Raw genomic sequence first — 24,487 nt, forward strand, 5'->3', positions numbered from 1 at the left:
CGGGGGCTGGTCATAAGGGCAAGTGAGGGCAGTGCTGGCACTGCCCGTTTCCTTTGATCAGGAGAGGCACAGATGAAACAGCCGTTGTCGCGAGAAACCGTTTTCGAGGTGACCAACCTCGAAGAACTTGCACCGATGGCCGATTATTCGCTGATGGATCATCTTACCCCTGATCCTGACGCCACGTCTGATGGTGTTGACCATCGGCCAAGGCAGGTCTTTTCGGGGCATTATGTGCCGGTCAGGCCCACGGCCATCGAAACCCCTGAATACGTTGCCCACAGTGAGGATTTGTTCCGCGAACTGGGCTTTGCCGACAGCCTGGCCCAGTCCGACGACTTTATCCGGATGTTCTCCGGCGACCTCTCGCTTGTACCGGAGCCGATGCGAAAACTGGGCTGGGCCTCTGGCTACGCGCTTTCCATCTACGGCAACGAATACACCCAACAGTGCCCGTTTCAGACCGGCAACGGCTACGGAGACGGTCGTGCCATTTCGGTACTCGAAGCCGTTTTCAACGGTCGGCGCTGGGAAATGCAGCTCAAGGGTGGCGGGCAGACCCCGTATTGTCGCTGTGGCGATGGCCGCGCCGTTCTGCGTTCCAGCGTTCGTGAATTCCTGGCGCAAGAGCACATGCACGCCCTGGGTGTGCCAACCTCGCGATCACTGAGCCTCTATGTCTCGAAAACGGAGCGGGTGCGACGTCCCTGGTACTCCGAGGGCTCACATTCCCGGGATCCCGACCAGCTCGTTTCGGAGCCGGTTGCCATTTCCACCCGCGTTGCGCCTTCCTTCATCCGGGTTGGCCAGCTTGAACTCTTTGGTCGCAGGGCCAGAAAACAAGAGCACCCTCGAGCGATCGAAGAGCTCGAACAGCTGGTGCTGCACCTGATTGATCGGGAGTACAGCGGGGTCATTGACCAGACGGTCGCAACTCCCACAAAAGTCGTCATGCTTGCACAGGCGTTCCGCGGCCGCCTTGCCTCGCTGGTCGCAAACTGGATCCGAGTCGGCTATTGCCAGGGCAATTTCAACAGCGACAACTGCGCCGCTGGCGGCTTCACACTGGACTACGGGCCTTTCGGCTTCTGCGAAGTGTTTGAGCCGTTTTATCAACCGTGGACCGGTGGCGGACAACACTTTGCCTTCCTTAATCAACCGGCGGCCGCTGAGCAGAACTTCAAGAGTTTCTGCTCGGCCCTCCGTCCACTGCTCAATGGCCATGAAGAGGAACTGGCTCAGCTCGATGAGATTCAGAAGGGTTTTTCGGAGGTGATGCAGGCGGAAATGGAACGGATGTGGTCAGCGAAACTGGGGCTGAAAGGTTTTGACGCCGAACTCTTCCGGGAGCTGGTGATGCTGATGACCCGCACCCCGGTGGATTACACCATCTTCTTTCGTGAGCTGTCCTCGGTACCCGACGATATTGAGCCACTAAAGCAGAGCTTTTACAGGTCACTGGATGAAGCGGGAGGGGCTGATTCGGAAGGGCTGCTCAAGCGGTGGTCCGAATGGCTTGCCAAGTGGAAATGCCAGATTGGAATCGACGGAGCGGGCAACGGTTCCCGGCTCCGCGAGGAGCTCTCCCGGGACATGAAACTCGTGAACCCAAAATACACCATGCGCGAGTGGTTCGTGGTTCCGGCTTATCAGCAAGCTGCTGACGGTGATTATCTGCCACTGAGGGAACTGCAAAAAGTATTGAATCAACCCTATGACGAGCAATCGGATGGGGTTGAGCATCGCTACAACCGTCTGAAGCCTTTCGAGCTGTTCGATCTCGGCGGGTTTTCCCATTACAGCTGTTCGTCGTGACGAGTGTCCCGTCTGGTTACCAAACTTTACAAATTGCCAAACCTATCAAGGTCTCCGATCACCACATCCCCTAAAGTAGCGGCACAACCTCTAACAAGGATAAACGGTTGCCGCGATGAAACGCCTGATAGGTTTCTCTGTGTCTGTTCTCTCCCTCGCTCTGGCCGGTTGCGGCGAGGAATCCGATGAACTGCCCGTGGACGGGCGGGATTTTGATGGTGTGGAGTACAGTGAGCCGGCGCCCTATACCGGCAAGGTTATCGACGGATACCTGAACAACGCCCGGGTCTGGCTGGATATGGATGGCGACAGCCAGTTTACGCCGGGGCCCCTGGTCATCGAACTGGATAACGGGGCAGAAGTCACCCTTGCCTCGGGTGAGCCCACGGCAATGAGCGGTACCGGTGGCCGTTTCACAATCGACATCTCGGAGTTGGTTCTACCCCCTTCCGTGGGCCCGGACCTGGATCCCAGGGACTATCCGTTACATGCAGTCGCCCTGCCGGGTAAAACCTTCGAGGAAACGCGCAACGGCGAGGTGCCGGTGGCCAGCGCCTATCTGATGTCGGCGCCTCCCGGTGTCCGCAATATCACGCCACTGACAACACTGGCCCGTTACCGGGGCGTTGTCGGGCTGGGTTCGTTCCTGGAAACGCCATCTGGCGTTGCTGCCAGCCTGGCGGACCTGAATCTGGTGCGGGATTACATTCTCGCCCAGGACGACCGCTCACACGCCTACGCCAGGGCATTGGCAAGATTCATGGCCAGTCAGATCCCCGAGGCCTACAACGACCTGCTGGCAGCAGAGAACAGTGACGGCACGGAGCGATTCCTGAGCAGGGAAGCGGCGTTTCTGCTGGGCGTTTCTCTGATTCAGAATGCCGCGGACGTTACTGCGGTGGTCGATACTGCTGCTCAGGGTGACTTTGCCAATGTCGATGCCGACGCCCTGACCCTGCCCGAAGTGGATGTGGAATTGAGCGATCCCGTGCTGCTCACCGGCCAGAAGGTATACGCCGAGCCTTCCAACCAGGACATCCTGCCTGCCAATCGTTCAGGCCTGCAGATCTCCGCCGAGCTGGTCTTCGATTACAGTGAGAGCGGGCGTCTGCTATCCGTCTCGGCGAATGGCTGTCTGTCACCGTCCATGCCGGAGTTGGCGCGCCTGATTGGTGTAAATGGTTATATGGCGAACCTGCACACCCAGTGGCTACCCTCTGCCGCACTGTCGGAGCAGAGCCGCTTGAATTTCGATGAAGACGGAACGGATGAGCGTCTGATTTTCGACTGGGACAACCGCCTTGCCTATTTCGAAACCAGTACCACCTGCCATCAGTATCGTGGGATTTCAGCAGGCTCGACTGAGCTCGGCGGTAACCCCGAGGTAACCTACAGCTGGACAAAGGACAGTGGTGAGCTTGCCGAGCTGGTTGCAGAGTATGGCACCGGCAAGACCCGCACGCTGGTTCCGGACATGGCGAATTCGTCTTCTGTATTTCCGGGTTATCGGCTTTCAGAGCAGGGCAGTGAGGTGGAGGCCGTGACGTTTGCGGTCGGCATCAGTAACTGTACCCCGCAAGAGGATGCCGTGGACGCGAATCAGGTTGTCACTGGCTTTCAGCCTTACCAGTTTTCGGGCTACGACCCTCAGCCCGGGGGTTTTACCGATACCGTCCTGGAATTCGACCGCAGGGAGTTTTCCGGCCCGGAGCAACCGGATCTTCGACTGCTGCGATACGGATTCCTCGATCCCGATCGTCTTGGGCTAGACAGGGTAACCGGGGATGGAAGTTTCGAGTGGGTGATGAATTACCCGACAGCAGGCGGGCCGGGCTTCGTTGCTGAACAACCGAATCTTATTCGTGATGCCTACATGACGCGATATAGTGCGGGCGGTGACTGTGGCCGCGAGTTCGAGGGCATTCCCAGCTCCGCGTATGCGCGGGTGGAGTATAGCTACCAGCGTTTGTCTGAGTATCTGGTTGAACTGCTGGAATAGGTACTATTGAGCGGGATTCTTTTCTGGCTGCAGGGAGCGCGTGCACGGGAGTAACAGGAGTTGGCTGTGCTTCAAAGAGAGTCAACATGTGGCCGGTTGGCCAATTTACCACTTCCTGAGGGAGGAAATGGTGCCGAGGAGAGGACTTGAACCTCCACGGGGTTGCCCCCACTAGCACCTGAAGCTAGCGTGTCTACCAATTTCACCACCTCGGCAGGTGATTTGCAGAACCTTAGCTTGTTGAAAACTAAACGTTTCTGCCAACGTTGAGGTGTGTGCCTCAACCGATGGCGCGTACTTTAATAATTCCGGCCTGGGCTGTCAAACATTTTTTCGCAAAAAGAATGGCAGGTATTTATGCCTATTCCGGGCAGGTTGATAGGCAGGACCTCCATCCCAACGTTATACTCGTTGCAAACGAATCTATACTGTGCCGCGTTGGTGCAGCCTCAGGACAAGGATCCGAATGGTTTCCAGGAAGAAAAACGACCGGGATCCTCACGCCAGCCGTGAGGCCCAAAAATACGATAATCCTATTCAAAGCCGGGAATTTATCCTCTCGCATCTCAAGGATCGCGGGGCTCCCGCAACACATGAAACATTGTGTTCCGAGCTTGGTCAGTCTTCGGAAGAGGGTATTGAAGCCCTTCGGCGGCGTTTGATCGCCATGTGCCGGGATGGACAACTGATCTGCAATCGCCGTGGCGCCTACCTGCCCATTGAAGAAGCGGATCTGGTTACCGGTCGCGTGATCGGACACAAGGATGGCTTCGGGTTTCTGGTGCCGGACGATGGCGGCTCCGACCTGTTTCTTACAGCCCGCCAGATGCGTCAGGTGTTTCACGGTGATCGAGTGGCTGCCCGGGTAGATCGGGTGGATGACCGCGGTCGACGTGAGGGTGTGATTGTCGAGGTTCTTGAATACCGGACCAGCCAGACAGTAGGGCGTTTTTTCCAGGAGAGCGGTATCAGCTTCGTGGTTCCGGAAAATGCGCGGATCAACCATGAGGTACTCATTCCCCAGGAAAATTGCGGCAACGCCCGTCATGGCCAGTACGTGGTGGTGGATATTGTTCGTCAGCCTACCGTACGCACCCAGCCATTGGGCAAGGTTGTTGAGGTGCTGGGAGAGCATATGGCGCCGGGAATGGAGATTGACGTTGCCATTCGTTCCTACGACATTCCCCATAGCTGGCCACCCGCCGTGGGTGAGCAAACAGCCGCAATTCCGGAAGAAGTCACTGAAAAAGACAAGGTCAACCGGAAGGATATCCGCAATCTCAGGCTGGTAACGATCGACGACGAGACGGCACGGGATTTTGATGATGCCGTGTATTGCGAGCCAAGGGCCCGTGGTGGCTATCGTCTGTTGGTTGCAATTGCCGATGTTTCCCACTACGTCCGTCCAGGTACACCATTGGACGAAGAGGCGGTAAACCGCAGTACGTCGGTTTATTTCCCGGATCACGTTGTGCCAATGCTGCCGGAAAAGCTGTCCAACGGCCTGTGTTCGCTGAACCCGGGGGTCGACCGCCTCTGCATGGTGGCCGATATGACCATCAGCGCCGCTGGCAATATCAGCAGCTACAGTTTTTATCAAGCGGTCATGTTCAGTCATGCTCGGCTTACCTATAACAAGGTAAGCACCATGCTGGAGCACCCGGACACCGAACAGGGCTACAAGCTGTGTGAGCAATACGCCAACGTGCTCCCGCAGTTGCACAATCTTTATGGCCTCTACCAGTTGTTGCGTAAGGCCCGTACCGAGCGTGGTGCAATTGACTTCGAAACTACCGAAACCAAGATTGTGTTTGACGCCGATCGGAAGATAGAAGAGATCGTTCCGGTGCAGCGCAACGACGCCCACAAGATCATCGAGGAATGCATGCTGTGCGCGAACGTTGCCACAGCGCGATTCCTGAAAAAACACAAACTGCCGGCACTCTACCGGGTCCATGATGGCCCGTCAGAAGAGCGCCTTAATGCAGTGCGGCTGTTCCTGGGTGAGCTGGGTCTGCAATTGGGGGGTGGCGATAGCCCCACGTCTGCGGACTATCAGGAGCTGCTGAACAGTATCAAGGACCGCTCGGATGCCAATGTGATACAGACGGTTATGCTGCGTTCGCTCAGCCAGGCCGTCTACAGTCCGGAAGAGGGTGGCCATTTTGGCCTTGGCTACGCGGGTTACGCCCACTTTACGTCGCCGATCCGGCGTTATCCGGATCTGATTAATCACCGGGCCATCAAGTCGGTTATTCACGGCGGGCAGCCTTCCAAGGATGTGGTTCCGCCACCGAAGCCGGATCCCGAGCTTGCCGAATATCCTTACGATATGGCCCGGATGGAGCAGTTGGGTGAGCACACCTCGATGGCAGAGCGCCGTGCCGATGATGCCACCCGTGACGTCATGGCCTGGCTGAAGTGTGAGTACCTCAGTGATCATGTCGGTGAGGAGTATGACGGCGTCATTGCGTCCGTTGTGCCCTTCGGTTTCTTTGTGGAGCTTTCTGGTGTCTACATAGAGGGGCTGGTGCACGTGTCGACGCTCAGCGGTGACTTCTTCCATCACGATTCAGCCAAGCATCGCCTCATCGGTGAGCGCACGGCAATGAGCTTCCGGCTTGGTGATGAGGTTCGTGTGAAGGTCGTTCGGGTTGGAATGGAAGATCGCAAGATCGACCTGGAGCTGATCAGTGAGCCCGTGCATCGACAGGCAGATCGCGACGCACTCAAGGTTCCAGATAAAGGCGAGCGAGGAAAGGGCAAGCGCGGCCCCGGCAAAGGTGGCAAGCCGCCCGGCAGAACCAAGCCTGGCCAGAAGAGTGCGTCACCCGGCGAGCCTGGCCTGAAGCGCCCGAGAAAGCGCCCGGCGTCGGCGTCATCGAAGAAAAAGGGGCCTGAGGCCTTCGATGATAACGAAACGCCATCTGCCAGAGATGAGCTGGTTGCAAAGGCTGCGAAACTTGCCCTGAAAAAAGGCAAGAAGGGCAGTGGCGCTGGCAAAGACGACAAGAAAGCCAAGCCGCGAAAATCAGGCAAGTAACAGGAATCAGAACCAGTGTCCGGAGAGTTTGTGTTTGGCTGGCACGCGGTTGAGGCTGTCCTCAAGCGCGAGCCTGAGCGTCTTCAGCAGGTCTGGATCCAGACCGGCCGGCAGGATAAGCGGGTCAAGAGCATTACCGATACCCTGGACAGCCTTGGGGTGAAATGGAAGGTTGTGCACCGGAAGGAGCTTGATGAGCGGGTGTCCGGTGTCCATCAGGGTGTTGTGGCGGCTGTCAGTGAAAGCCGGGAATGGACCGAAGATGATCTGCTGGCCCAGTTGGCCGCCAGTGACAAACCGCCGTTCCTGCTGGTACTTGATGGCGTAACCGATCCTCACAATCTTGGTGCCTGCATGCGCACCGCCGACGCGGTTGGTGTTCAGGCGGTTATCGTGCCCAAGGACAAGTCTGCGTCACTGACGCCGGTTGCCCGAAAGGTCGCCTGTGGGGCTGCCGAAACGGTGCCGTTTGTGCGAGTTACCAACCTTGCCCGCTTTCTGCGCAGTTTGCAGGATCAGGGTGTCTGGCTGATTGGCACCGCCGGTGAGGCGGACGCCACCCTTTACCAAGCCGATTTCAAAGGGCCGGTAGCGCTGGTGATGGGCGCCGAAGGCAAGGGTATGCGCCGGCTCACCCGCGAGCACTGCGATCAGCTGATCAATATCCCCATGCTCGGCCACGTAGACAGCCTCAACGTCTCTGTGGCTACGGGTGTTTGCCTATACGAAGCACTGCGCCAGCGGCTTGGTTAACCCTTGCACACAGGGCCTTCCCCGCCTAGAATACGTGACCCCTTTTTTAAGGGGTGGTTTTGTATTGCCTGATTGCAGGCAATACCGGGCCAAGCTTTTGATCAAGCCTTTCTTGTAAAGCCTTATTGATAAAGCAAAAAGAAACCGGCAGCAGCAGCTGTCAACTCCTTGCTTTCATGTTTGTCGGTCGCGGGTTCAACGCCGTACCGGTAAAAAGGAAGCTGTTTAAACCGTAGGGAGAACTCATGCGTCACTACGAAATCGTTTTTATGGTACATCCGGATCAGAGCGAGCAGGTGCCCGCGATGATCGAGCGTTATACCGGCGTCATCACTGAAGATGGCGGCAAGGTACATCGCCTGGAAGATTGGGGCCGTCGTCACCTGGCATACCCGATCAACAAGATTCACAAGGCTCACTACGTACTGATGAACGTTGAATGTTCACAGGCCGCGATGGACGAGCTGACTCACAACTTCCGTTTCAACGATGCAATCATCCGCGACATGATCCTGCGCCGTGATGGTGCGGATACAGACCTGTCCCCGATGAAAGCTTCCGAGTCCCGTGAAGACCGTCGTGGCGGCGATGATCGCCCGCGTCGTTCAGCCGAATCTGACGAGCCACGTCAGCGTGCTGAAACCCAGGACGAAGAAGAGTAATTAACCGGAGTTGAGGAGTTAAGTTATGGCTCGTTTTTTCAGACGTCGTAAGTTCTGCCGCTTCACGGCAGAGGGTGTTAAGGAGATCGATTACAAAGATCTGGACACCCTGAAAGGCTACATCACTGAAACCGGCAAAATCGTGCCCAGCCGCATCACCGGCACCAAAGCACGTTATCAGCGTCAGCTGGCTACCGCTATCAAGCGTGCCCGCTACCTGGCACTGCTGCCGTACTCGGACAGCCACGATAACTAAGTAACAGAAACACAGGACTTGGGACCATGCGTGCACTTGCACAGTATGTAATGCGCGGTCCCTTCCAGGCCGGCGGGGTAGCAGCAGTCACGACTGCAGTGCCCTTGTTGTTCTGGATTGGCGCAGCCGTTGTCGGCCTGGTTATTCTCAGGCTTGGCATCAGCCAGGGGCTCAATATCGGGCTCTGGGCATTACTTCCGGCGCTTGGCTGGAGCATTTTCGGGCAGGACCCGACCGCTCTGGCTGTATTGCTCCAGGTGATGCTCATGGCGTCGCTGATCAGAACCACGCAGTCCTGGGAAAAAGCCCTGCTTGCGGGAAGTTTTCTCGCAATCGTCACAGGCCTGATGTTGCCTGTGGTCTACCCGGGCTTGCTGGATGATCTGGTCCAGGCCGGGGTGAGCTTTTACCAACAGTACAATGCCGAAATCGCGCAGAGTCTCGGCGATGACCTCGACAGGGTTATCCGCGACACGATGAACGCGAGTATGGCCGGCACCTACCTGGCAACGGGTGTGGGCATGACCATGCTGGCGCGGTCCTGGCAGGCGGGGCTTTATAACCCCGGTGGGTTCCGCAAGGAATTCCATAGCCTGCGGCTGTCGGCGCCGATTGCGGTGTTGTGTGCAGTGACCATGGTGGTTGGTCCGATCCTCGGGCTGAATTCCATGTTGCTTGCCTGGGCTGCGGGAACACCGCTGTTCCTGGCCAGCCTGGCACTGGTACACGGCGTTGTTGGTTTGAAAAAGCTCAGTGGGAACTGGTTGGCGATGTTTTATGTAGCGCTGATCCTTTTGGGCCCAAGCCTGATGATTCTGTTAGTGGTTCTGGCTTTTGTGGATAGCTGGCTGGATATCCGGAGGCGTATAAGCCCTGCCGGGCCGGCTGAATAAAGCACGAAGAGGTTAACGAGATGGAAGTTATTCTGCTCGAGAAAGTTGCAAACCTTGGCTCCCTGGGTGACAAGGTAAAGGTTAAGGCCGGTTACGGTCGTAATTTCCTGCTTCCTTATGGCAAGGCTGTACCTGCCACTGAAGCAAACCTGAAGGCGTTCGAAGAGCGTCGTGCCGAGCTTGAGAAAGCAGCTGCTGAGAAGCTGTCTGCTGCCCAGGCCCGCGCCGAGGCCCTCGAGGGTGCCGCTTTCACCATCAGCTCCAAGGCCGGTGAAGAAGGCAAGCTGTTCGGTTCTATCGGTGTGCGCGACATCGCTGACGCGATCACTGCCGGTGGTACCGAAGTAGAGAAGAGCGAAGTTCGTCTGCCGGAAGGCCCGATCCGGGTGACTGGCGAGTACGAGATTGAGCTTCAGCTGCACTCCGACGTTGAAGTAAGCGTCAAGCTGGCGGTTGTTGCCGAGTAAGCCGTTTTCTCTGGAAACGGTGCTGGGGTTGCCCCGGCTCTGGTAATACGCTGGTGGCCCCACTGCCTCTTTAGAGGCTGGTGCCGGCCAACCTGACAGGCCCGAACCGCATCTCGCGGCTTTCGGGCCTGTTGCTTTCTGGTATGCTGTTAAGGCCCTGTAACCCCCTCCCATTGCTTCGGCAGGTCGCTTAAACTGTCGTGGTTATGATGTGCAACTGAAGATGTGTTCATGGCCAAGCCCAATCTGAAGCCCGCGAGTACCGATCTCGAAACCAGCCGGATCAAGGTTCCCCCTCATTCTGTCGAAGCAGAGCAGGCAGTCCTGGGCGGCCTGATGCTGGACAATCGCCGGTTTGACGAGATCTCCGAGGTGATTTCGGCCGCCGATTTTTACCGACAGGACCACCGGCTGATCTTTGGCGCTGTGGAGCGCCTTGCCAGTGAGAGTGAGCCGCTGGATGTGGTCACCCTCGCCGAATTCCTGGAGCGGGCCGGTGATATCGAAGATGCCGGTGGTTTGTCCTATCTGGCGGAATTGGCCGAGAAAACCCCGGGTGCAGCCAACATCCGTGCCTACGCCGATATCGTCCGGGAACGCTCCATTCTGCGCCAGCTGGTGGAGGTGTCCGGCAAGATTTCCGATTCGGCCTTTAATCCACTCGGGCGAAACAGCAATGAGATTCTGGATGAGGCTGAGCGCAGCGTTTTCCAGATTGCCGAAGCGCGGGTCAAGGAGGGTTCCGGGCCGCAGGCCATCAACCCCATTCTGGCCAAGACCCTGAGCCGGATTGAGGAACTGTTTGAGTCAGGTGAGCAGACCACCGGCCTGACCACCGGTTTCAAGGATCTGGATGAGCAGACCTCGGGCATGCAGCCTTCGGACCTGATCATCGTGGCGGGTCGCCCCTCCATGGGTAAGACGACCTTTGCGATGAATATTGTCGAGAATGCCCTGATCAGCACCGGCACGCCGGTTCTGGTGTTCAGTATGGAGATGCCGGCGGATGCCCTTGCCATGCGTATGCTCTCGTCGCTCGGGCGCATTGACCAGACCAAGGTTCGCGGCGGCAAGCTGGAAGAAGACGACTGGCCCCGGCTGACCTCGGCGGTGAGCCTTCTGAAAGACAAGCCGCTTTATATCGACGATACGCCGGGCCTGAGCCCTACCGAGATGCGTTCCCGGGCGCGCCGTATTGCCCGGGAAAACGACGGCAAGATTGGCCTGATCATGGTCGACTACCTGCAGCTTATGCGGGTGCCCGGCAACACCGAGGGTCGGACCGCTGAGATCTCGGAAATTTCCCGGTCACTGAAGGGTATCGCCAAAGAGTTGAGTTGCCCGGTGGTGGCCCTGTCCCAGCTTAACCGGAGCCTTGAGCAGCGGCCCAACAAGCGCCCGGTGAACTCGGATTTGCGGGAATCCGGCGCCATCGAGCAGGACGCCGACGTCATCATGTTTGTGTACCGGGATGAAGTCTACAACGAGGACACCCCGGACAAGGGCATTGCCGAGATCATTATTGGTAAGCAGCGGAACGGCCCCATTGGCACCATCCGACTTGCGTTTATCGGCAAGTACACGAAATTCGAAGATCTGGCCCACGGCGATTACAGCGACTACGGCGGGGAGTATTGATGCCCCGCAGTACGATTGCCCGGATTGATCTGGACGCCTTGCGCCGGAACTTCCAGACTGCCCAGCGGCGGGCAGGCGGGGCCAGTGTGATGGCCGTGGTGAAAGCCGATGGCTATGGCCACGGTATCGGGCCGGTGGCTTCGGCGCTGGATAGCCTGGCGCCGAAATACGCAGTGGCTTGCCTGGAAGAAGCGCGTGCCATTCGGGAAACAGGTCTGACACAGCCGGTCGTCCTGCTTCAGGGCGTCCATGCTGAAGCGGATATCGCTGAATGCGCCCGGAGTGGCTTTGAGCCGGTGTTCCATAGTTTCCAGCAACTGGCGTGGCTGGAGCGTCTGGATACATGGCCCGCTTTCTGGCTGAAAGTGAACAGCGGTATGAACCGTCTCGGCTTTCATCCGGACGAGCTGGCCGGGGTGATGAGCCGGTTACAGGCCATGAGCGCTGATACAGAGCTCCTGGGGTTCGTCACGCATTTTGCGTGCGCCGACGATCCAGACAGCGCAATGACGGCGCAGCAGACTGCGGTGTTCGAAAAGGCTACGTCTTCGTTCCCGGATTTAATGAAGAGCGTTGCCAATTCGGCCGCCCATTTTCGACCGGGCCAGCCGATGTTTGACTGGAGCCGCCCCGGAATCATGTTGTATGGCGGCTCACCAATGGTGGGCACGACCGGTCCCGAACTTGGCCTGGAGCCGGTAATGTCGCTTGAGGCCCCCTTGATCAGCACCCGCTTGGTGCCGGCGGGCGAGTCCGTTGGCTATGGGGCTGGCTGGGTTGCCGATCGGAACACGCGGATGGGCATGGTCGCGATCGGTTACGGTGATGGCTACCCCCGGCATGCCGGCACCAATACGCCTGCGGCGATCAACGGCCAGCGGATCAGACTGATTGGCCGGGTATCCATGGACATGCTGGCGGTGGACCTCACCAATGCACCCGATGCGAAGGAGGGTGACAGCGTTGAACTCTGGGGTCGCACCGTGGGGGTCGATGAGGTAGCCGCCTGTGCCGGCACTATCTCCTACGAGTTGATGACCGGCATCACCGGGCGGGTACCGCGGCAATACCGGTAGCGCTGTGGCGCGCTTTTTCAGCCTGGTTCCGGTTCGTGAATGATTTCCTCGATAAAGTCGAGAATGGCAGCGAGGCTGCGGTCGTCCAGCTTTTTGAGCACCTTGTGCACGACCATCTTGCTGCCCTTGAGCATGCTGCTGATGCCCATTTTGGCCATGCCCATCATCATGCTGCTGGCATGCAGGCGACGAAGCGGCTCCAGGAAAAAGAAGTCCAGACCTTCTTCGGTCATGTCCACAATCAGGTTGAAGAGTTTGTCGATGGCCTCCTTGTCGGCCTTGCCGCGTTCGCGCAGTTCGCCGACGGTATACAGGGCCCGGGTTCGCAACTCATCAGGGATCGGCGCCACAATGTGGCTCTGTTGTTTCAGCATGACAGTTCCTGTTGTTGTATGCTCTTGAAAGAAATAGCAAAGCATTAAATTCAGACTGCATCAGTGTAGGCGCCGGAATCCAGAAGCCATTGGCCAGACCGGTTCCGAAATAACGTCACATCAGTGATATCGGGAGGCATTGAATCCTCGTGCATGTACTTGTTGTTCACGATTACGGCCCTTTGGGGAAGGTTTTGCTGGAGCGCTTGCGGGCAACGCACCTGCACGTCAGCCCTTTGCTTGTCAGCGATCCCTCCAATGCGGACCTGGGTGCGCTGGACAACTGGATCCCCGAGGATACGGACCTGATTGTGAATGCGCTCTGGATGGCAGATCCGGAGGTTGCCGAGAAAGACCCTGAGGGCGCTCATATGGCGGCGTTCTCTTTACCGGTGGCCATGGCCGAGTTCGCCCGTGATCGTGGCATGGCGCTGTTCCAGCTTTCCTCCTGCTACGTGTTTGATGGACGAAAGCAAAGCGGCTACATCACTTCCAATCCGGGGCAACCGGTGAATGAACTGGGCAACTGGCAATGGGAGTGCGAGCAGGCCCTGCGCACTCTGCTGCCCAGACACATTATCCTGCGGACCGGATGGAGCCTGGCGCGGTTTATCCGCAAGGTGCAGGTCAGCACAGCGGCCGACGAGGTCCTGTCACTGCCGGGACGTTGCCGGGGGCAGCCGGTGGCGGTCCGGGATCTGGCCCGGGTGATTGAAGCAGTGGTGCTTCAGCTCGATTGTGGTGCCGAAGTCTGGGGGACGTATCAGTACGCCGGTGCCGAGGAAATCAATCTGTACGAGTTGGGCCTGGCAATTGCCGGCCTTCCCGGGATTCCTGAAGGTATCCGGGTGGTAGATGAGGTGCCGGAGTGGGGGCATCTCGAGCCGGTCAATACCACTCTGATCTGCACCAAGATCCGCAATACGTTCGGTATCAAACAGATGCCATGGCGCTCTGGCCTGGTGGATGAACTGACCATGCTGAAAAAGAATAACGGCAGGGAAGTGGAGAGTGAGCCCGCCGGTTGATGACATCGGCGGGCAAAAAGTGGTTTCTCAGTTATTGCACTGGCGGGAGAATTCCCGGCTGACCATCTGCAGGGCTTCGATATCCAGAAGTTCGACTTCCCGGCCCCGGGCCTTGATGATGCCCTGATTCTGAAAGCGCGTGAATACCCGGCTTACCGTTTCGACGGCGAGGCCCAGGAAGTTTGCGATGTCGTTCCGTGCCATGGGCAGACTGAAGTTGGTCGGCGACATACGGCGGCGCTGGAATCGGCTGGACAGCGACAAGAGCAGTGCAGCAATGCGCTCTTCAGCGGTGTTCTTGCTCAGTAGCATGGCCAGTTGATGGCTGTTTTGTATCTCCTGGCTCATCAGATGATACATGTGGTGCTGCAACTCGGGCAGTTTGCCGGTCAGCTCCTCCAGTTTCTCCATTGGGAACTCACACACTCTGGTTCGTTCCAGAGCCTTGGCGGTGCACGCATAATGTTCACTGCCAATGCTGTCCAGGCCTACCAGCTCTCCGGGCATGAAAAAGCCCGTCACCTGTTCCTCGCCATTCTCGGTAATGATCGACGTCTTTATGGAGCCGCTTTTTACCGCAAAACAGGAGCGGTAGGGCGTGCTCTGGTCGAAGATGTGTTCACCACGGTTGAAGATCCGCCCCTGCTGGACAATGTCTTCCAGCCGGTCGAGGTCATTCTCTTCAATTGCCAGGGGCAGGCACAGGTTGCTCAGACTGCACTGGTGGCAGGACGCCTTGAGGGGAGATGCCTGACGAAACGGAATTGCTTGAGCCATACGTGATAATCCGTCCGATTTGATCCATGTCAACTATGTACCTTAATACGGATGGCCGTCTTTGCCAATAATCAAGCTGGATGATCTTAGAATATATTTTTAAAAAATAAGGGCCCGCAGGCCCTTATGCATCGCGGTTTCAGAGCTTCTCGAATACCAGGGACGCGTTGGTTCCGCCGAATCCGAAACTGTTGGACATCACGGTGTTCAGCGAGGCTTCCCGACCTTCAGGGCCTACAAGCGGAATATCGCTGATTTTCTCGTCCGGATTGTTCAGGTTCTTGGTGCCGGCAATGAACCCGTTCTGCAGCATCAGCAGCGAGTAGATGGCCTCCTGAACACCGGCAGCGCCGAGCGAATGACCAGAGAGTGATTTGGTTGAGGAAATGGCCGGGATGTCGGAACCGAAAGTGGCCCGCACCGCGCCCATCTCGGCAACGTCGCCAACCGGGGTGCTGGTGCCGTGGGCATTGATGTAGTCAATCTTGCCCCGGATGGTGGCCATCGCCTGCTTCATACAGCGCTGGGCACCTTCGCCCGACGGCGCAACCATGTCATAGCCGTCCGAGGTGGCGCCGTAGCCGGTCAGCTCGGCAATAATGTTGGCGCCGCGTTTCTTCGCGTGTTCCAGTTCTTCCAGCACCATCATGCCGCCACCGCCGGCAATCACGAAACCGTCACGGCCGGCATCGAAGGGGCGGGAAGCCGTTTCAGGGGCATCGTTGTATTTGGTGGACAGCGCCCCCATGGCATCGAACATCATGGTCAGGCTCCAGTCCTCTTCTTCACCGCCGCCGGCGAACACGATGTCCTGCTTGCCAGCCTGGATCTGTTCCATGGCGTGGCCGATGCAGTGGGCGCTGGTGGCACAGGCCGAGGACATGGAGTAGTTCACGCCACGGATCTTGTAGGCGGTGGCGAGGCAGGCGGACACCGTGCTGGTCATGATGCGGGGGACCATATAGGGCCCGATGCGCTTCACGCCTTTCTCGCGCATGATGTCGGTGGCTTCCACCTGGCTTGAGCAGGAAGCGCCGCCGGAGCCGGCGATCAGGCCGGTGCGGTCGTTGGAGATCAGGTCTTCGGTCAGCCCCGCCTGGGCGATGGCCTGCTCCATGGACAGAAAACTGTACATGGCGGATGGGCCCATGAACCGGCGGATTTTGCGGTCGATAACGGATGTGTCCACATCCACCGAGCCTGCAATCTGGCTCCGGAAGCCCATTTCCTTATAGGTTTCGTTGAAGCGGATGCCTGATTTTCCATTCTTCAGGCTCTGGGTGACCTCGTCCAGTGAGTTTCCGAGGCAGGACACAATGCCCATGCCGGTGACGACGACGCGTCTCATAAGTTCCTCCTTTCCGACCGGCCGAAATGGCCGATCCTGCGATCAATAACATTATTTGACAGTCTAGGCGCTTTGGCCCGGATACGATATTTGACCTTGGTAAGGGGAGCTCAGGAGGCGCTCAGTCTGCCGCCTCCTCGGCGGCCCGGGCTTCGCGTTCGACCATTTCCGGGGTTTCCAGGGAAATGCGTCCCAGCTTGCCCGACCGGAATTCGTTGAGAAGTACCTCCGAGACCTTGTGCAGGTCCGGAACGCCGCCCCGCCCGAAAAATCGGCGTTTCGCGGCAATGCCATCCATCAGCGCCAGGGCATCTCTCGGCAGTTCCTCAAAGCCGTAGCGGGCCCGCACAAGCTCCGGGTAGGCTTCCAGCAGGTACTCGGCCTCGAACATGGCGACATCCTCAAAATCCAGCACCGCGCTTCGAATCGCCCCGGTAACCGCCAGACGGTAACCGCAGGCTTCGGGGGACAGCTTAGGCCAGAGAAAGCCGGGGGTGTCGTAGAGCAGAATGTTATTAGGCAGCTTGATGGCCTGCTGGGCCCTGGTCACGGCCGGCTCGTTCCCGGTTTTGGCCGCAGGTCGTCCCGCCAGTGTGTTGATCAGGGTGGACTTGCCGACGTTCGGAATGCCCAGGATCATCACCCGCAATGCGCTCTTCTGGCGATCGTGACCGGGCGTCATCTCTTCCGCCAGCTTGAGGATGGACAGTGCCTCATTGCGCTGGTTGTGGGTAAGCGTGATGGCGCGAACCCCACGTTCTTTCTCGAGCCAGGCTAACCACTGCTCGGTAATTTCTGGATCCGCCAGGTCGCGCTTGTTCAATACCTTGATCAGTGGCGTATCACCACGAAGGGCCGGCACGAGCGGGTTTTCGCTACTGAAAGGAATACGCGCGTCAACCACTTCGATGATGAGATCCATCTGCGGCATGACTTTTTTGATCTCCTTGCGGGCCTTGTGCATATGCCCTGGAAACCAGTTAATGGCCATCTTGTCTGCTCCGGATGTGGTTAAACGGCGCCATTATGAAGGGGAATGACCAAACTTTCACATTTGTTTGGATCCCCGTGTGTGGCGGCTTTTGGCGCGGGATACTGAGAAGTATGTACAAAAAGAGGGCTGATCGGGGTGAAAAACCGTATCCGTATGTTTTAGGGTGTAGTCCCTGAACGATGAAACCAATGTATGTCGGTGGTATTCAGATTGTGGCCACCCTGTTAACGGAGACATTTATGAAGCTTGTAAAACTGTTTGGTACTGCCCTGGTAGCCCTCAGCCTGTCGGTCCCGGCCATGGCCCAGCAATCCGGTGGCCAGCCGGATCAGGTAGATCAACTGGCACAGATGGTGGGGCTGACCGAAGATCAGCAAACTGAAATCCGTGCCATCATCGACGAGATGCAGGGCGAGATCGGAGAACTCCGTCAGGAAGCCCGTGCGCTGCAGCAGCAGATGCAGGGTGAGATCAAATCAGGCTTTGATGAATCCGCTATTCGCGAGCAGGCCAAAGAACTGGGTGATGTGACCGGCGAGATCGCGGCTTTGTCCACTCTGATGCAGGCGAAGGTCGACAGCGTGTTTACCCAAGAGCAGCGCGACGAGTTGGATAAGCGCATGCAGCAGATGCAACAGCAAATGCAGCAGCGTCGTCAGATGCAACAACAGATGCAGCAGGGGCAAGGTCAGGGCATGCAGTGATCCTGCTTTCCCTTTAGCTGGGTTGGAGAAGGGCCGCATCTTTTGGTGTGGCCCTTTTTTTGTGCCCCTAGCCTGCTGGTTTTGGGGGAGGAACAGCGGTGTGGCGCCCTCCCAAAAACCGCTACGAGCACATCCATGTGCGCTTGGCTGTGGCCATCCCTGGCCACAGACATTTTTGGGAGGGCGCCACACCCCTGTTCTTCGAACGATTCAGTCATCGCTCACTGCTCAACTGCTTGTCGGGGATATTGGGTGCGGAGTGTCTTCCTATAACTCCTATTTCTGAAGCTTGGCAGGTGTAGGCCTTTGCCAGAATGTCGGCGGCCAAGGATGGCCGACGTCAAGCGCACATGGATGTGCTCGTAGCGGTTCTGGCAAAGGCCTACACCTGCCGAGCCACCCTCTAACCTAGAAGGCTAGGAGCCCAGCCCAAACCTACACCCCCGAGCCAAAGGGCTTAACGAGAACAATGAGCCGAGGAAGCAGCGTAAGCGCCCCAACCAGAGCCATGAACATGGCAAACCCCGTAAACAACCCGAAGTAGATGGTCGGGATGAAGTTGGACAGCACCAGTATCGAGAACCCGGAGATGATGGTCAGCGAGGTGAAGAACATGGCCTGGCCGATGCTTCGGTGGCAGCGGTGCATGGTGGCGATATAGTCGCCGTCTTTCTGAAACTCGGTTTTGAAGCGGTGGATGTAGTGGATGGTGTCGTCCACGGCGATGCCGACGGTAATGGCCGCCACGGTGATGGTCATCATATCCAGGGGAATGCCCAGCCAGCCCATCAGGCCGAGTACTGAGCCGGCGGCGATGAGGTTCGGGGCGATGCCGATCAGGGCCAGTTTCAGGGAGCGGAACAGGATCAGGAACATCACCATGATGGCGGCGAAGACCACGCCGATGGTCTTGATCTGAGAATCGAACAGGCTTTGCAGCATGTTGTTGTACATCACCGTCATGCCGGCAAAGAGTACCTGATCTTTCGAGTACCCCAGTTCCGTTGTCAGATGTTCATGGATGCGGTTCAAGAGCTCCTGTCGACGCAGTTCCGGCATGGTTTCCAGGATCCGGATGCTGAATCGGGCCTGGTCGTGCTCCTCGGAAATGTAAGGCGTCAGCAGGGTATCCTGCAGGTCGTCGGGAACGGCAGCGGGCACAAACGCCAGTTCCAGGGCGTCCAGAGGCTCGCCCTGGTTGATTTGGGCGAGGATATCCAGCGTGGTGTTGATCGAGAGCACCTTGCCGGTCTCCGGTAGGCCGTCCAGGTAGTTGTGAACCGCTTCCAGTTCTTCCATTTTCTGGTAGGTGTACCAGGTATCCCGATATTCCTCTCCGGCACCGCAGTCCTCTACGAACGGGTCGCAGTCACTGGCAAACGGGTCGCCGCCACTCACGCCTTCCGGTGGCGGATCGTCGGTGATAACCACGTCCAAGGGCGTGGTACCGCCCAGGCGGTTGTCGATGGTGATCATGCCCTGATGGATTTCGGTGGACGATTTGAAATAGTCGATAAAGCTGTTTTCCACCGTCAGCTTGTTCAGGCCGACCACGCAGAGCACCGCAATCAGGCCGGAGCCGACCAACACTGTCTTGCCGAAGTGTTCCGTGAACCGCGCAAAGGCATCGGTGAAGGGAACCCTGTCAGAGGTAACCCGGCTGTCCAGTGGTGGTGGCAACAGGGTGAGCAGGGCCGGGAAAACAATAAAGGTGATGAGAAAAGCCACGGTCAGGCCCAGGGTCATCATCCAGCCGAAATCGATGACCGGGCGAATGCCGCTAAAGGTGAGGGACCCGAAGGCGACAATGGTAGTGATGGCCATATAGAAGCAGGGCTTGATCATCGCCATTACGGTGTTGCGCAGGGTGTCTCTGGCGCTGGCCTCGGGCTCGTCGTGCTGGAATTCCCGGTAGCGCACGATCAGGTGGATGGTGAGCGACAGGGTCATGATCAGCAGCAGGGAAATAAAGTTGGATGAGATAACCGTCACCGGCCACTGGGCCCAGCCCAGAAAGCCGATCATCAGCCAGACGGTAAAGCTGCAGCACAACAGCGGCACCAGAACCCAGCGCCACTGCCGGAAAATAATCGCCAGGGTGAGCAGCAGAAACGCAAGGACGCCGAGCCCGAAGGTAGACAGGTCGTTTTCGATAAAACGAATCATGTCTGCAACGATCATGGGGACCCCGCCCAGGTGAATGTCGGCGCCGTCGCGGTAGGTGTCGAGAATGGAGCGAACCGTGCGGATGGTGGCATCGCGCTCGACCCCGAGGGTTTCGGTAAAGTCGATGAAATCCTGTTTTACCCGTTCCAGTTCGGCCAACTCGGCCTCGGAGGCTTCGCCGGCATCGGCCTTGTCTCTCAGATCGTTGCGTTTTCTCAGCAGTTCAAAATAGCGATCCGGCGTGGGCAGGTTGACCTGTATGGCAGTGGTTCGCCCGTCTTCGCTGATCAGCAGGTTGGGGTAGAGCGGATTGTTCAGAAGCGCCTGGCGGGCTGTGTCCGGCGTTACATCGTGGTCGTCCAGGGTCTTGATCTCGCTGTCCACGGTATCCAGCGTCAGATCCGGGCTGTGGAGCAGGGGAACGTTCAGGATGCTGTTGGTGGAGCCCACGGCTTCCAGGCCTTGCAGTTCATCCCGCAACGCGCCCAGTCTGGCCAGCCCATCTTCGGAGAACAGTTCACCTTCGGGGGTATAGGTGACGATCAGGAAATCGTCCGAGGTGGTAAAGCGACGGTTTACCTGGCGGTATTGTTCGAGGGAACGGTCGTTTTCCAGTACCAGGGATTCGGCGGAAGCATCCAGGCGGAATTCGCCGAATTTGATAGCGGCGATGGCTAGAAGGAGGCCAAAACCCGCAAGGATAATAACGGGATGCGGAAAAATCAGGCGGTCATACAGGGCGCGAAGACGATTCATGAACAACTACTCTGCCAGTTCAAACGAGTGCAGAGTGTGCCATAAACCTCAGTGAACCGTGACCTTTGACGAGGCTTCTTCCAGGGAATCGATCAGCTTTTTCAGGCGGCGGCTCATATCCGCGCTCTCGGCAAGCTGGGTCACCATGTTCTGGGTGGTCTCGCGAATGCCCTGAACGTTAGCCAGCACATCGTCGGTGCCGGCGGTCTGGTCTGCCGAGACGTTGGCGATTTCCTGGTTGGTATGATCGATCCGGCTCACCACCTCGTTGATGGCTTCCAGGGCACGGCGGCCTTCCTCGGATTCCTCGACGCAGCGGGTGGCATCCTCAGAACTTCCGGTCATCTGATTTACGGCGGTGTTGATGGCGCTTAGAAGCCGATCGATCGTACCCTGAATCTGATCGGTGGAGTCCTGGACCCGTTGGGCCAGTTTACGGACTTCATCAGCCACGACGGCAAACCCTCGGCCCTGTTCGCCAGCTCGGGCCGCCTCGATGGCCGCATTCAGGGCCAGCAAATTGGTCTGTTCGGCAATGCCCCGGATTTCGGTGATGGCCTGGCTGATTTCATGGCTGTTTTCGGCGAGGGCTTCGACGCTGCTGGCGGAATTGCGTACCACATCGGCAAGCTTGCGGATGCTGTCGGCGCTCTGTCCGACACGGGTGCTGCCGTCGCGAGCGGCATCGCTCGCCTCGTGGGAGAGAGTCTTGGCAATTCCGGCCTGCTCGGCGATGCCGGTGAAGCTCTGCAGCATGGTTTCGATGACTTCCGCGGACCGGTCGGCGCCCTGTTGTTGGCGACCGAGGTCATCCCGACGGGCTTCGGCGGCCGCGGTCAGCTCCTCGACCTCCTGGTGCAGCCGTTCGATGGCTTCCTTCATGCTTCGGACCACGCCCACGGTGCGGTCCTGCATGGCATTGAAGGCGCTGGCCATCTCGCCGATTTCGTCGGTGGAATCCACCACCGCCCGCTGGCTAAGATTGCCCGAAGCCTGAACGTCGACCATGGTGTTTTTCAGGCGGTTCACGTGGCGTTCGATAAACGAGATCAGCAGCTGGGACCCGGCCATCTCTAGCACCATAAGTATTGCCACAACCAGCGCGAAGCCGGGTGCTGTATCAGCGAAGACCTCGTTGAACGACCGGCCGGTCTGCCCGGCAATCGTGTTCATGGCATAGAGAACGAGCAAGCAGAGAACTGCAAAAACGACAATGTTCAGCAACCAGAATTTGTACTTCAGCCGGGCATTTCGCAGCAGTGTCAGCATGTATGTTCTCAGTCGATGGCCTTCACCGGAATCTGCATGGCATTGGAGGCTTGGGGAACCTCGGGCACGGCAAGACCCAGATTGTTTTTATCGAAGACTTTGTCAGCCCGGTAGCTGGAGCGGACCATGGGGCCGGATGGCACTTCCATGAAGCCCTTCTCCAGGCCGATTTCCCGGTAACGGTTGAACTCTTCGGGGGTGACGTAGCGTTCTACCGGCAAGTGGTTCGGAGTAGGGCGCAGGTACTGGCCCAGAGTCAGGATATCCACACCGATGGCGCGCAGATCGTCCATGGTTTCCAGGATTTCCTCTTCGGTTTCGCCGAGCCCCAGCATCAGGCTGGTCTTGGTAAGCACGTCCGGACGGTGCTTCTTGGCGTGCTCCAGGACCCGGAGGGTTTTTTCATACCCGGCACGCGGATCACGAACCCGACTGGTCAGCCGCTTGACGGTTTCCACGTTCTGGGCAAAGACATCCAGCCCGGAATCCACCACCTTCTCAACGTCCGCCATCACAGCATCAAAATCCGGCGTCAGCGCCTCAACGGCGACTTCCGGCGTGCGCTGTTTGATGGCAGAGACACAAGCGGCATAGTGGGCAGCGCCGCCGTCTTCCAGGTCGTCACGGTCTACCGAGGTAAGCACAATATAACGAAGGCCCATCAGCTCTACGGACTTGGCCGTGTTCTCCGGCTCTTCATGGTCAAGCCAGCCTTTCGGGTTGCCGGTGTCCACCGCGCAGAATTTGCAGGCCCGGGTACACACAGACCCCATCACCATGATGGTGGCCGTGCCGGCGGTCCAGCACTCACCGATATTGGGGCAATGAGATTCCTGGCAAACGGTGCTCAACCGGTGCTCACTGACGTTCTTGCGTACCGCCTCATAGCGCTCGCCCCCGGGCATGCGTGCCCGGAGCCATTTGGGCTTCGGCTCTCGCTTTTCCGCTGTTGTGGCTTCCTGCTTCGATGACCGCTTGACGCCATCCTTGATGGCCGAGAAGCCATGCTCATTGCGGAATTTGGAACCACTGGTAATGCGGGTTTTTGCGCTTTCGCTCATTGCAACCGGACTCTCGATTCGGGCATGGGGAACACTAAAGAGTAATGGCCTGGCGGGGGAGTTACAAGACAGATAGGGGCAATCACGAGGGTGCCGGGCACGACATTGGTCGTACCCGGTTGACCGCTATCAGGCCTGGGCTTTGTCCAGGGCCTGGGTAATGTCGGCAATGATGTCGTCGACATGCTCGATACCGATGGACAGCCGCACCAGATCCTCGCTCACACCAGCGCTCTTCAGCTCTTCCGGGTTGAGCTGGCGGTGGGTGGTGGTCGCCGGGTGGCAGGCCAGGGACTTGGCGTCACCGATGTTCACCAGACGCAGGATCAATTCCAGGGCATCGATGAACTTTGCCCCGGCTTCCCGGCCACCCTTGATGCCGAAGCTCAGGATGCCGGACGCTTTCCCGCCGGAAATCTTCTCGCAGGTCGCCTTGTACGGGCTGTTGGCCAGGGTCGCGTAGTTGACCCATTCAACAGACGGGTGCTCCTGCAGGAAGTTCGCGACTTTCTCGGCGTTCTCGCAATGACGTTCCATGCGCAGCGCCAGGGTTTCCAGACCCTGCATGATCAGGAACGCATTGAACGGAGCAAGGGCGGCACCGGTGTTGCGCAGCGGAACCACTCGGCAGCGGCCGATGAAGGCAGCAGGGCCCAGGGCGTCTGTGTAGACCACGCCGTGGTAGGACGGATCCGGTTCGTTCAGCATCGGGAACTTGTCAGCACTGGCTTTCCAGTCGAACTTTCCGGAATCCACGACAACGCCTGCGACGGTGGTGCCGTGGCCACCGATGTACTTGGTGAGCGAGTGAATCACGATATCGGCGCCGTGCTCGATCGGGCGGCACAGGAACGGCGTGGCAACCGTGTTGTCCACCATCAGCGGGATGCCGTGTTTGTGCGCAATTTCGGCCCAGCGTTGGATATCGACCACGTTGCCTGCCGGGTTGCCGATGGACTCGCAGAACAGGGCGCGTGTGTTCTCATCAATAGCCTTTTCCACGGCATCGAAATCGTCATGGCGAACCATCTTGCACTCAATGCCCTGGTTCGGCAGCGAGTGCGCGAACAGGTTGTAGGTGCCGCCGTATAGCTGACTGGTGCTGACGATGTTGTTACCCACCTTGCAGATGGTCTGCAGCGCATAGGTGATGGCCGCCATGCCAGAGGCCACGGCCAGGGCGCCAACACCGCCTTCCAGTTCTGCCATCCGCTCTTCGAGAACCGCGTTGGTCGGGTTCATGATACGGGTGTAGATGTTGCCCTGAACCTTCAGGTCAAACAGATCGGCACCGTGCTGGGTGTCATCGAAGGTGTAGGACGTGGTCTGGTAGATCGGGGTGGTAGCGGCCCGGGTAGTGGGATCGCTTTTGAAGCCTGCGTGCAGCGCTAGGGTTTCCGGTTTCATG

Annotated in this window: 20 protein-coding genes and 1 tRNA gene; 12 read left to right on the forward strand and 9 right to left on the reverse strand. The window is 58.1% G+C overall.

What is annotated here, in order from left to right:
* Positions 1-72 precede the first annotated feature (72 nt).
* Positions 73-1,815, forward strand: a complete 1,743-nt coding sequence (locus ACGK9W_RS00165; RefSeq protein WP_405418621.1) for a protein adenylyltransferase SelO — start codon at positions 73-75, stop codon at positions 1,813-1,815.
* 115 nt (positions 1,816-1,930) lie between these two features.
* On the forward strand, positions 1,931-3,814 hold the full coding sequence (locus tag ACGK9W_RS00170) for a hypothetical protein (protein WP_273086111.1): 1,884 nt from the start codon (positions 1,931-1,933) through the stop codon (positions 3,812-3,814).
* 128 nt (positions 3,815-3,942) lie between these two features.
* On the opposite strand, the gene ACGK9W_RS00175 is transcribed toward ACGK9W_RS00170, so the two are convergent.
* A tRNA-Leu gene (locus ACGK9W_RS00175) sits at positions 3,943-4,029 on the reverse strand.
* Positions 4,030-4,280: 251 nt separating this feature from the next.
* Between ACGK9W_RS00175 and rnr the strand changes: the two genes are divergently transcribed.
* From rnr to alr, 8 genes are all read left to right on the forward strand, one after another.
* A complete protein-coding gene (gene rnr, locus ACGK9W_RS00180; protein WP_041644974.1) occupies positions 4,281-6,857 on the forward strand; it encodes a ribonuclease R in 2,577 nt (858 codons plus the stop codon).
* Positions 6,858-6,872: 15 nt separating this feature from the next.
* Positions 6,873-7,610 (forward strand): 23S rRNA (guanosine(2251)-2'-O)-methyltransferase RlmB, encoded by a 738-nt coding sequence (gene rlmB / locus ACGK9W_RS00185; RefSeq protein WP_053114591.1) that lies wholly within the window; start codon positions 6,873-6,875, stop codon positions 7,608-7,610.
* A gap of 245 nt (positions 7,611-7,855) precedes the next feature.
* Positions 7,856-8,272 (forward strand): 30S ribosomal protein S6, encoded by a 417-nt coding sequence (gene rpsF / locus ACGK9W_RS00190; protein WP_008176389.1) that lies wholly within the window; start codon positions 7,856-7,858, stop codon positions 8,270-8,272.
* Between the two features lie 25 nt (positions 8,273-8,297).
* Positions 8,298-8,528 (forward strand): 30S ribosomal protein S18, encoded by a 231-nt coding sequence (gene rpsR / locus ACGK9W_RS00195; protein ID WP_007154918.1) that lies wholly within the window; start codon positions 8,298-8,300, stop codon positions 8,526-8,528.
* A 26-nt stretch (positions 8,529-8,554) separates the two neighbouring features.
* Positions 8,555-9,421: a hypothetical protein gene (locus ACGK9W_RS00200; RefSeq protein WP_008176381.1), complete on the forward strand. Its 867-nt coding sequence runs from the start codon at positions 8,555-8,557 to the stop codon at positions 9,419-9,421.
* A gap of 20 nt (positions 9,422-9,441) precedes the next feature.
* Positions 9,442-9,888: a 50S ribosomal protein L9 gene (gene rplI / locus ACGK9W_RS00205; protein ID WP_008176379.1), complete on the forward strand. Its 447-nt coding sequence runs from the start codon at positions 9,442-9,444 to the stop codon at positions 9,886-9,888.
* 231 nt (positions 9,889-10,119) lie between these two features.
* Positions 10,120-11,526, forward strand: coding sequence for a replicative DNA helicase (gene dnaB / locus ACGK9W_RS00210; RefSeq protein WP_041644976.1), 1,407 nt, complete (start codon positions 10,120-10,122; stop codon positions 11,524-11,526).
* Positions 11,526-12,602 (forward strand): alanine racemase, encoded by a 1,077-nt coding sequence (alr, locus tag ACGK9W_RS00215; RefSeq protein ID WP_288367855.1) that lies wholly within the window; start codon positions 11,526-11,528, stop codon positions 12,600-12,602. Before dnaB ends, alr begins: the two co-directional genes overlap by 1 nt.
* A gap of 17 nt (positions 12,603-12,619) precedes the next feature.
* Here the strand turns inward: alr and ACGK9W_RS00220 are convergent, their stop codons facing one another.
* Entirely contained in the window at positions 12,620-12,976 is a 357-nt protein-coding gene (locus tag ACGK9W_RS00220) for a hypothetical protein (RefSeq protein WP_053114594.1), read from the reverse strand.
* Between the two features lie 149 nt (positions 12,977-13,125).
* On the opposite strand from ACGK9W_RS00220, the gene ACGK9W_RS00225 reads away from it, so the two are divergent.
* Positions 13,126-14,004, forward strand: coding sequence for a sugar nucleotide-binding protein (locus ACGK9W_RS00225; protein ID WP_405418626.1), 879 nt, complete (start codon positions 13,126-13,128; stop codon positions 14,002-14,004).
* 27 nt (positions 14,005-14,031) lie between these two features.
* On the opposite strand, the gene fnr is transcribed toward ACGK9W_RS00225, so the two are convergent.
* The 3 genes from fnr to ylqF form a co-directional block, all read right to left on the reverse strand.
* Positions 14,032-14,781 carry a fumarate/nitrate reduction transcriptional regulator Fnr gene (gene fnr, locus ACGK9W_RS00230; protein ID WP_008176368.1) on the reverse strand — a complete coding sequence of 250 codons (750 nt, stop codon included), beginning with the start codon at positions 14,779-14,781 and terminating at the stop codon, positions 14,032-14,034.
* Positions 14,782-14,920: 139 nt separating this feature from the next.
* The gene (gene fabB / locus ACGK9W_RS00235; protein WP_008176366.1) at positions 14,921-16,129 is read right to left on the reverse strand and encodes a beta-ketoacyl-ACP synthase I; all 1,209 of its coding nucleotides are present in this window, start codon (positions 16,127-16,129) and stop codon (positions 14,921-14,923) included.
* A gap of 121 nt (positions 16,130-16,250) precedes the next feature.
* Positions 16,251-17,120 (reverse strand): ribosome biogenesis GTPase YlqF, encoded by an 870-nt coding sequence (gene ylqF, locus ACGK9W_RS00240; RefSeq protein WP_008176364.1) that lies wholly within the window; start codon positions 17,118-17,120, stop codon positions 16,251-16,253.
* A 242-nt stretch (positions 17,121-17,362) separates the two neighbouring features.
* Here ylqF and ACGK9W_RS00245 point away from each other — a divergent pair, with 242 nt between their 5' ends.
* The gene (locus ACGK9W_RS00245; RefSeq protein WP_405418628.1) at positions 17,363-17,827 is read left to right on the forward strand and encodes a Spy/CpxP family protein refolding chaperone; all 465 of its coding nucleotides are present in this window, start codon (positions 17,363-17,365) and stop codon (positions 17,825-17,827) included.
* A gap of 435 nt (positions 17,828-18,262) precedes the next feature.
* Here ACGK9W_RS00245 and ACGK9W_RS00250 read toward each other — a convergent pair whose 3' ends face one another.
* From ACGK9W_RS00250 to ACGK9W_RS00265, 4 genes are all read right to left on the reverse strand, one after another.
* Entirely contained in the window at positions 18,263-20,749 is a 2,487-nt protein-coding gene (locus ACGK9W_RS00250) for an RND family transporter (protein WP_405418630.1), read from the reverse strand.
* A gap of 48 nt (positions 20,750-20,797) precedes the next feature.
* On the reverse strand, positions 20,798-22,018 hold the full coding sequence (locus tag ACGK9W_RS00255; protein WP_288367848.1) for a methyl-accepting chemotaxis protein: 1,221 nt from the start codon (positions 22,016-22,018) through the stop codon (positions 20,798-20,800).
* An 8-nt stretch (positions 22,019-22,026) separates the two neighbouring features.
* Positions 22,027-23,079, reverse strand: coding sequence for a lipoyl synthase (lipA, locus tag ACGK9W_RS00260; RefSeq protein ID WP_092030313.1), 1,053 nt, complete (start codon positions 23,077-23,079; stop codon positions 22,027-22,029).
* Between the two features lie 129 nt (positions 23,080-23,208).
* Positions 23,209-24,486: an O-acetylhomoserine aminocarboxypropyltransferase/cysteine synthase family protein gene (locus tag ACGK9W_RS00265; RefSeq protein WP_008176355.1), complete on the reverse strand. Its 1,278-nt coding sequence runs from the start codon at positions 24,484-24,486 to the stop codon at positions 23,209-23,211.
* Position 24,487 lies beyond the last annotated feature (1 nt).

The organism is Marinobacter flavimaris (assembly GCF_045057155.1).
Taxonomy (GTDB): Bacteria; Pseudomonadota; Gammaproteobacteria; order Pseudomonadales; family Oleiphilaceae; genus Marinobacter; species Marinobacter manganoxydans.

Bases quoted from the DNA above. Each gene is read 5' to 3' on its own strand.
- rnr (WP_041644974.1), top strand. From the start codon at position 4,281: ATGGTTTCCAGGAAGAAAAACGACCGGGATCCTCACGCCAGCCGTGAG.
- ACGK9W_RS00250 (WP_405418630.1), bottom strand. From the start codon at position 20,749: ATGAATCGTCTTCGCGCCCTGTATGACCGCCTGATTTTTCCGCATCCC.
- ACGK9W_RS00165 (WP_405418621.1), top strand. From the start codon at position 73: ATGAAACAGCCGTTGTCGCGAGAAACCGTTTTCGAGGTGACCAACCTC.
- ACGK9W_RS00200 (WP_008176381.1), top strand. From the start codon at position 8,555: ATGCGTGCACTTGCACAGTATGTAATGCGCGGTCCCTTCCAGGCCGGC.
- lipA (WP_092030313.1), bottom strand. From the start codon at position 23,079: ATGAGCGAAAGCGCAAAAACCCGCATTACCAGTGGTTCCAAATTCCGC.
- rpsF (WP_008176389.1), top strand. From the start codon at position 7,856: ATGCGTCACTACGAAATCGTTTTTATGGTACATCCGGATCAGAGCGAG.
- dnaB (WP_041644976.1), top strand. From the start codon at position 10,120: ATGGCCAAGCCCAATCTGAAGCCCGCGAGTACCGATCTCGAAACCAGC.
- rpsR (WP_007154918.1), top strand. From the start codon at position 8,298: ATGGCTCGTTTTTTCAGACGTCGTAAGTTCTGCCGCTTCACGGCAGAG.
- ACGK9W_RS00220 (WP_053114594.1), bottom strand. From the start codon at position 12,976: ATGCTGAAACAACAGAGCCACATTGTGGCGCCGATCCCTGATGAGTTG.
- ACGK9W_RS00265 (WP_008176355.1), bottom strand. From the start codon at position 24,486: ATGAAACCGGAAACCCTAGCGCTGCACGCAGGCTTCAAAAGCGATCCC.
- ACGK9W_RS00170 (WP_273086111.1), top strand. From the start codon at position 1,931: ATGAAACGCCTGATAGGTTTCTCTGTGTCTGTTCTCTCCCTCGCTCTG.
- alr (WP_288367855.1), top strand. From the start codon at position 11,526: ATGCCCCGCAGTACGATTGCCCGGATTGATCTGGACGCCTTGCGCCGG.
- ACGK9W_RS00255 (WP_288367848.1), bottom strand. From the start codon at position 22,018: ATGCTGACACTGCTGCGAAATGCCCGGCTGAAGTACAAATTCTGGTTG.
- fnr (WP_008176368.1), bottom strand. From the start codon at position 14,781: ATGGCTCAAGCAATTCCGTTTCGTCAGGCATCTCCCCTCAAGGCGTCC.
- fabB (WP_008176366.1), bottom strand. From the start codon at position 16,129: ATGAGACGCGTCGTCGTCACCGGCATGGGCATTGTGTCCTGCCTCGGA.
- ACGK9W_RS00245 (WP_405418628.1), top strand. From the start codon at position 17,363: ATGAAGCTTGTAAAACTGTTTGGTACTGCCCTGGTAGCCCTCAGCCTG.
- ylqF (WP_008176364.1), bottom strand. From the start codon at position 17,120: ATGGCCATTAACTGGTTTCCAGGGCATATGCACAAGGCCCGCAAGGAG.
- rplI (WP_008176379.1), top strand. From the start codon at position 9,442: ATGGAAGTTATTCTGCTCGAGAAAGTTGCAAACCTTGGCTCCCTGGGT.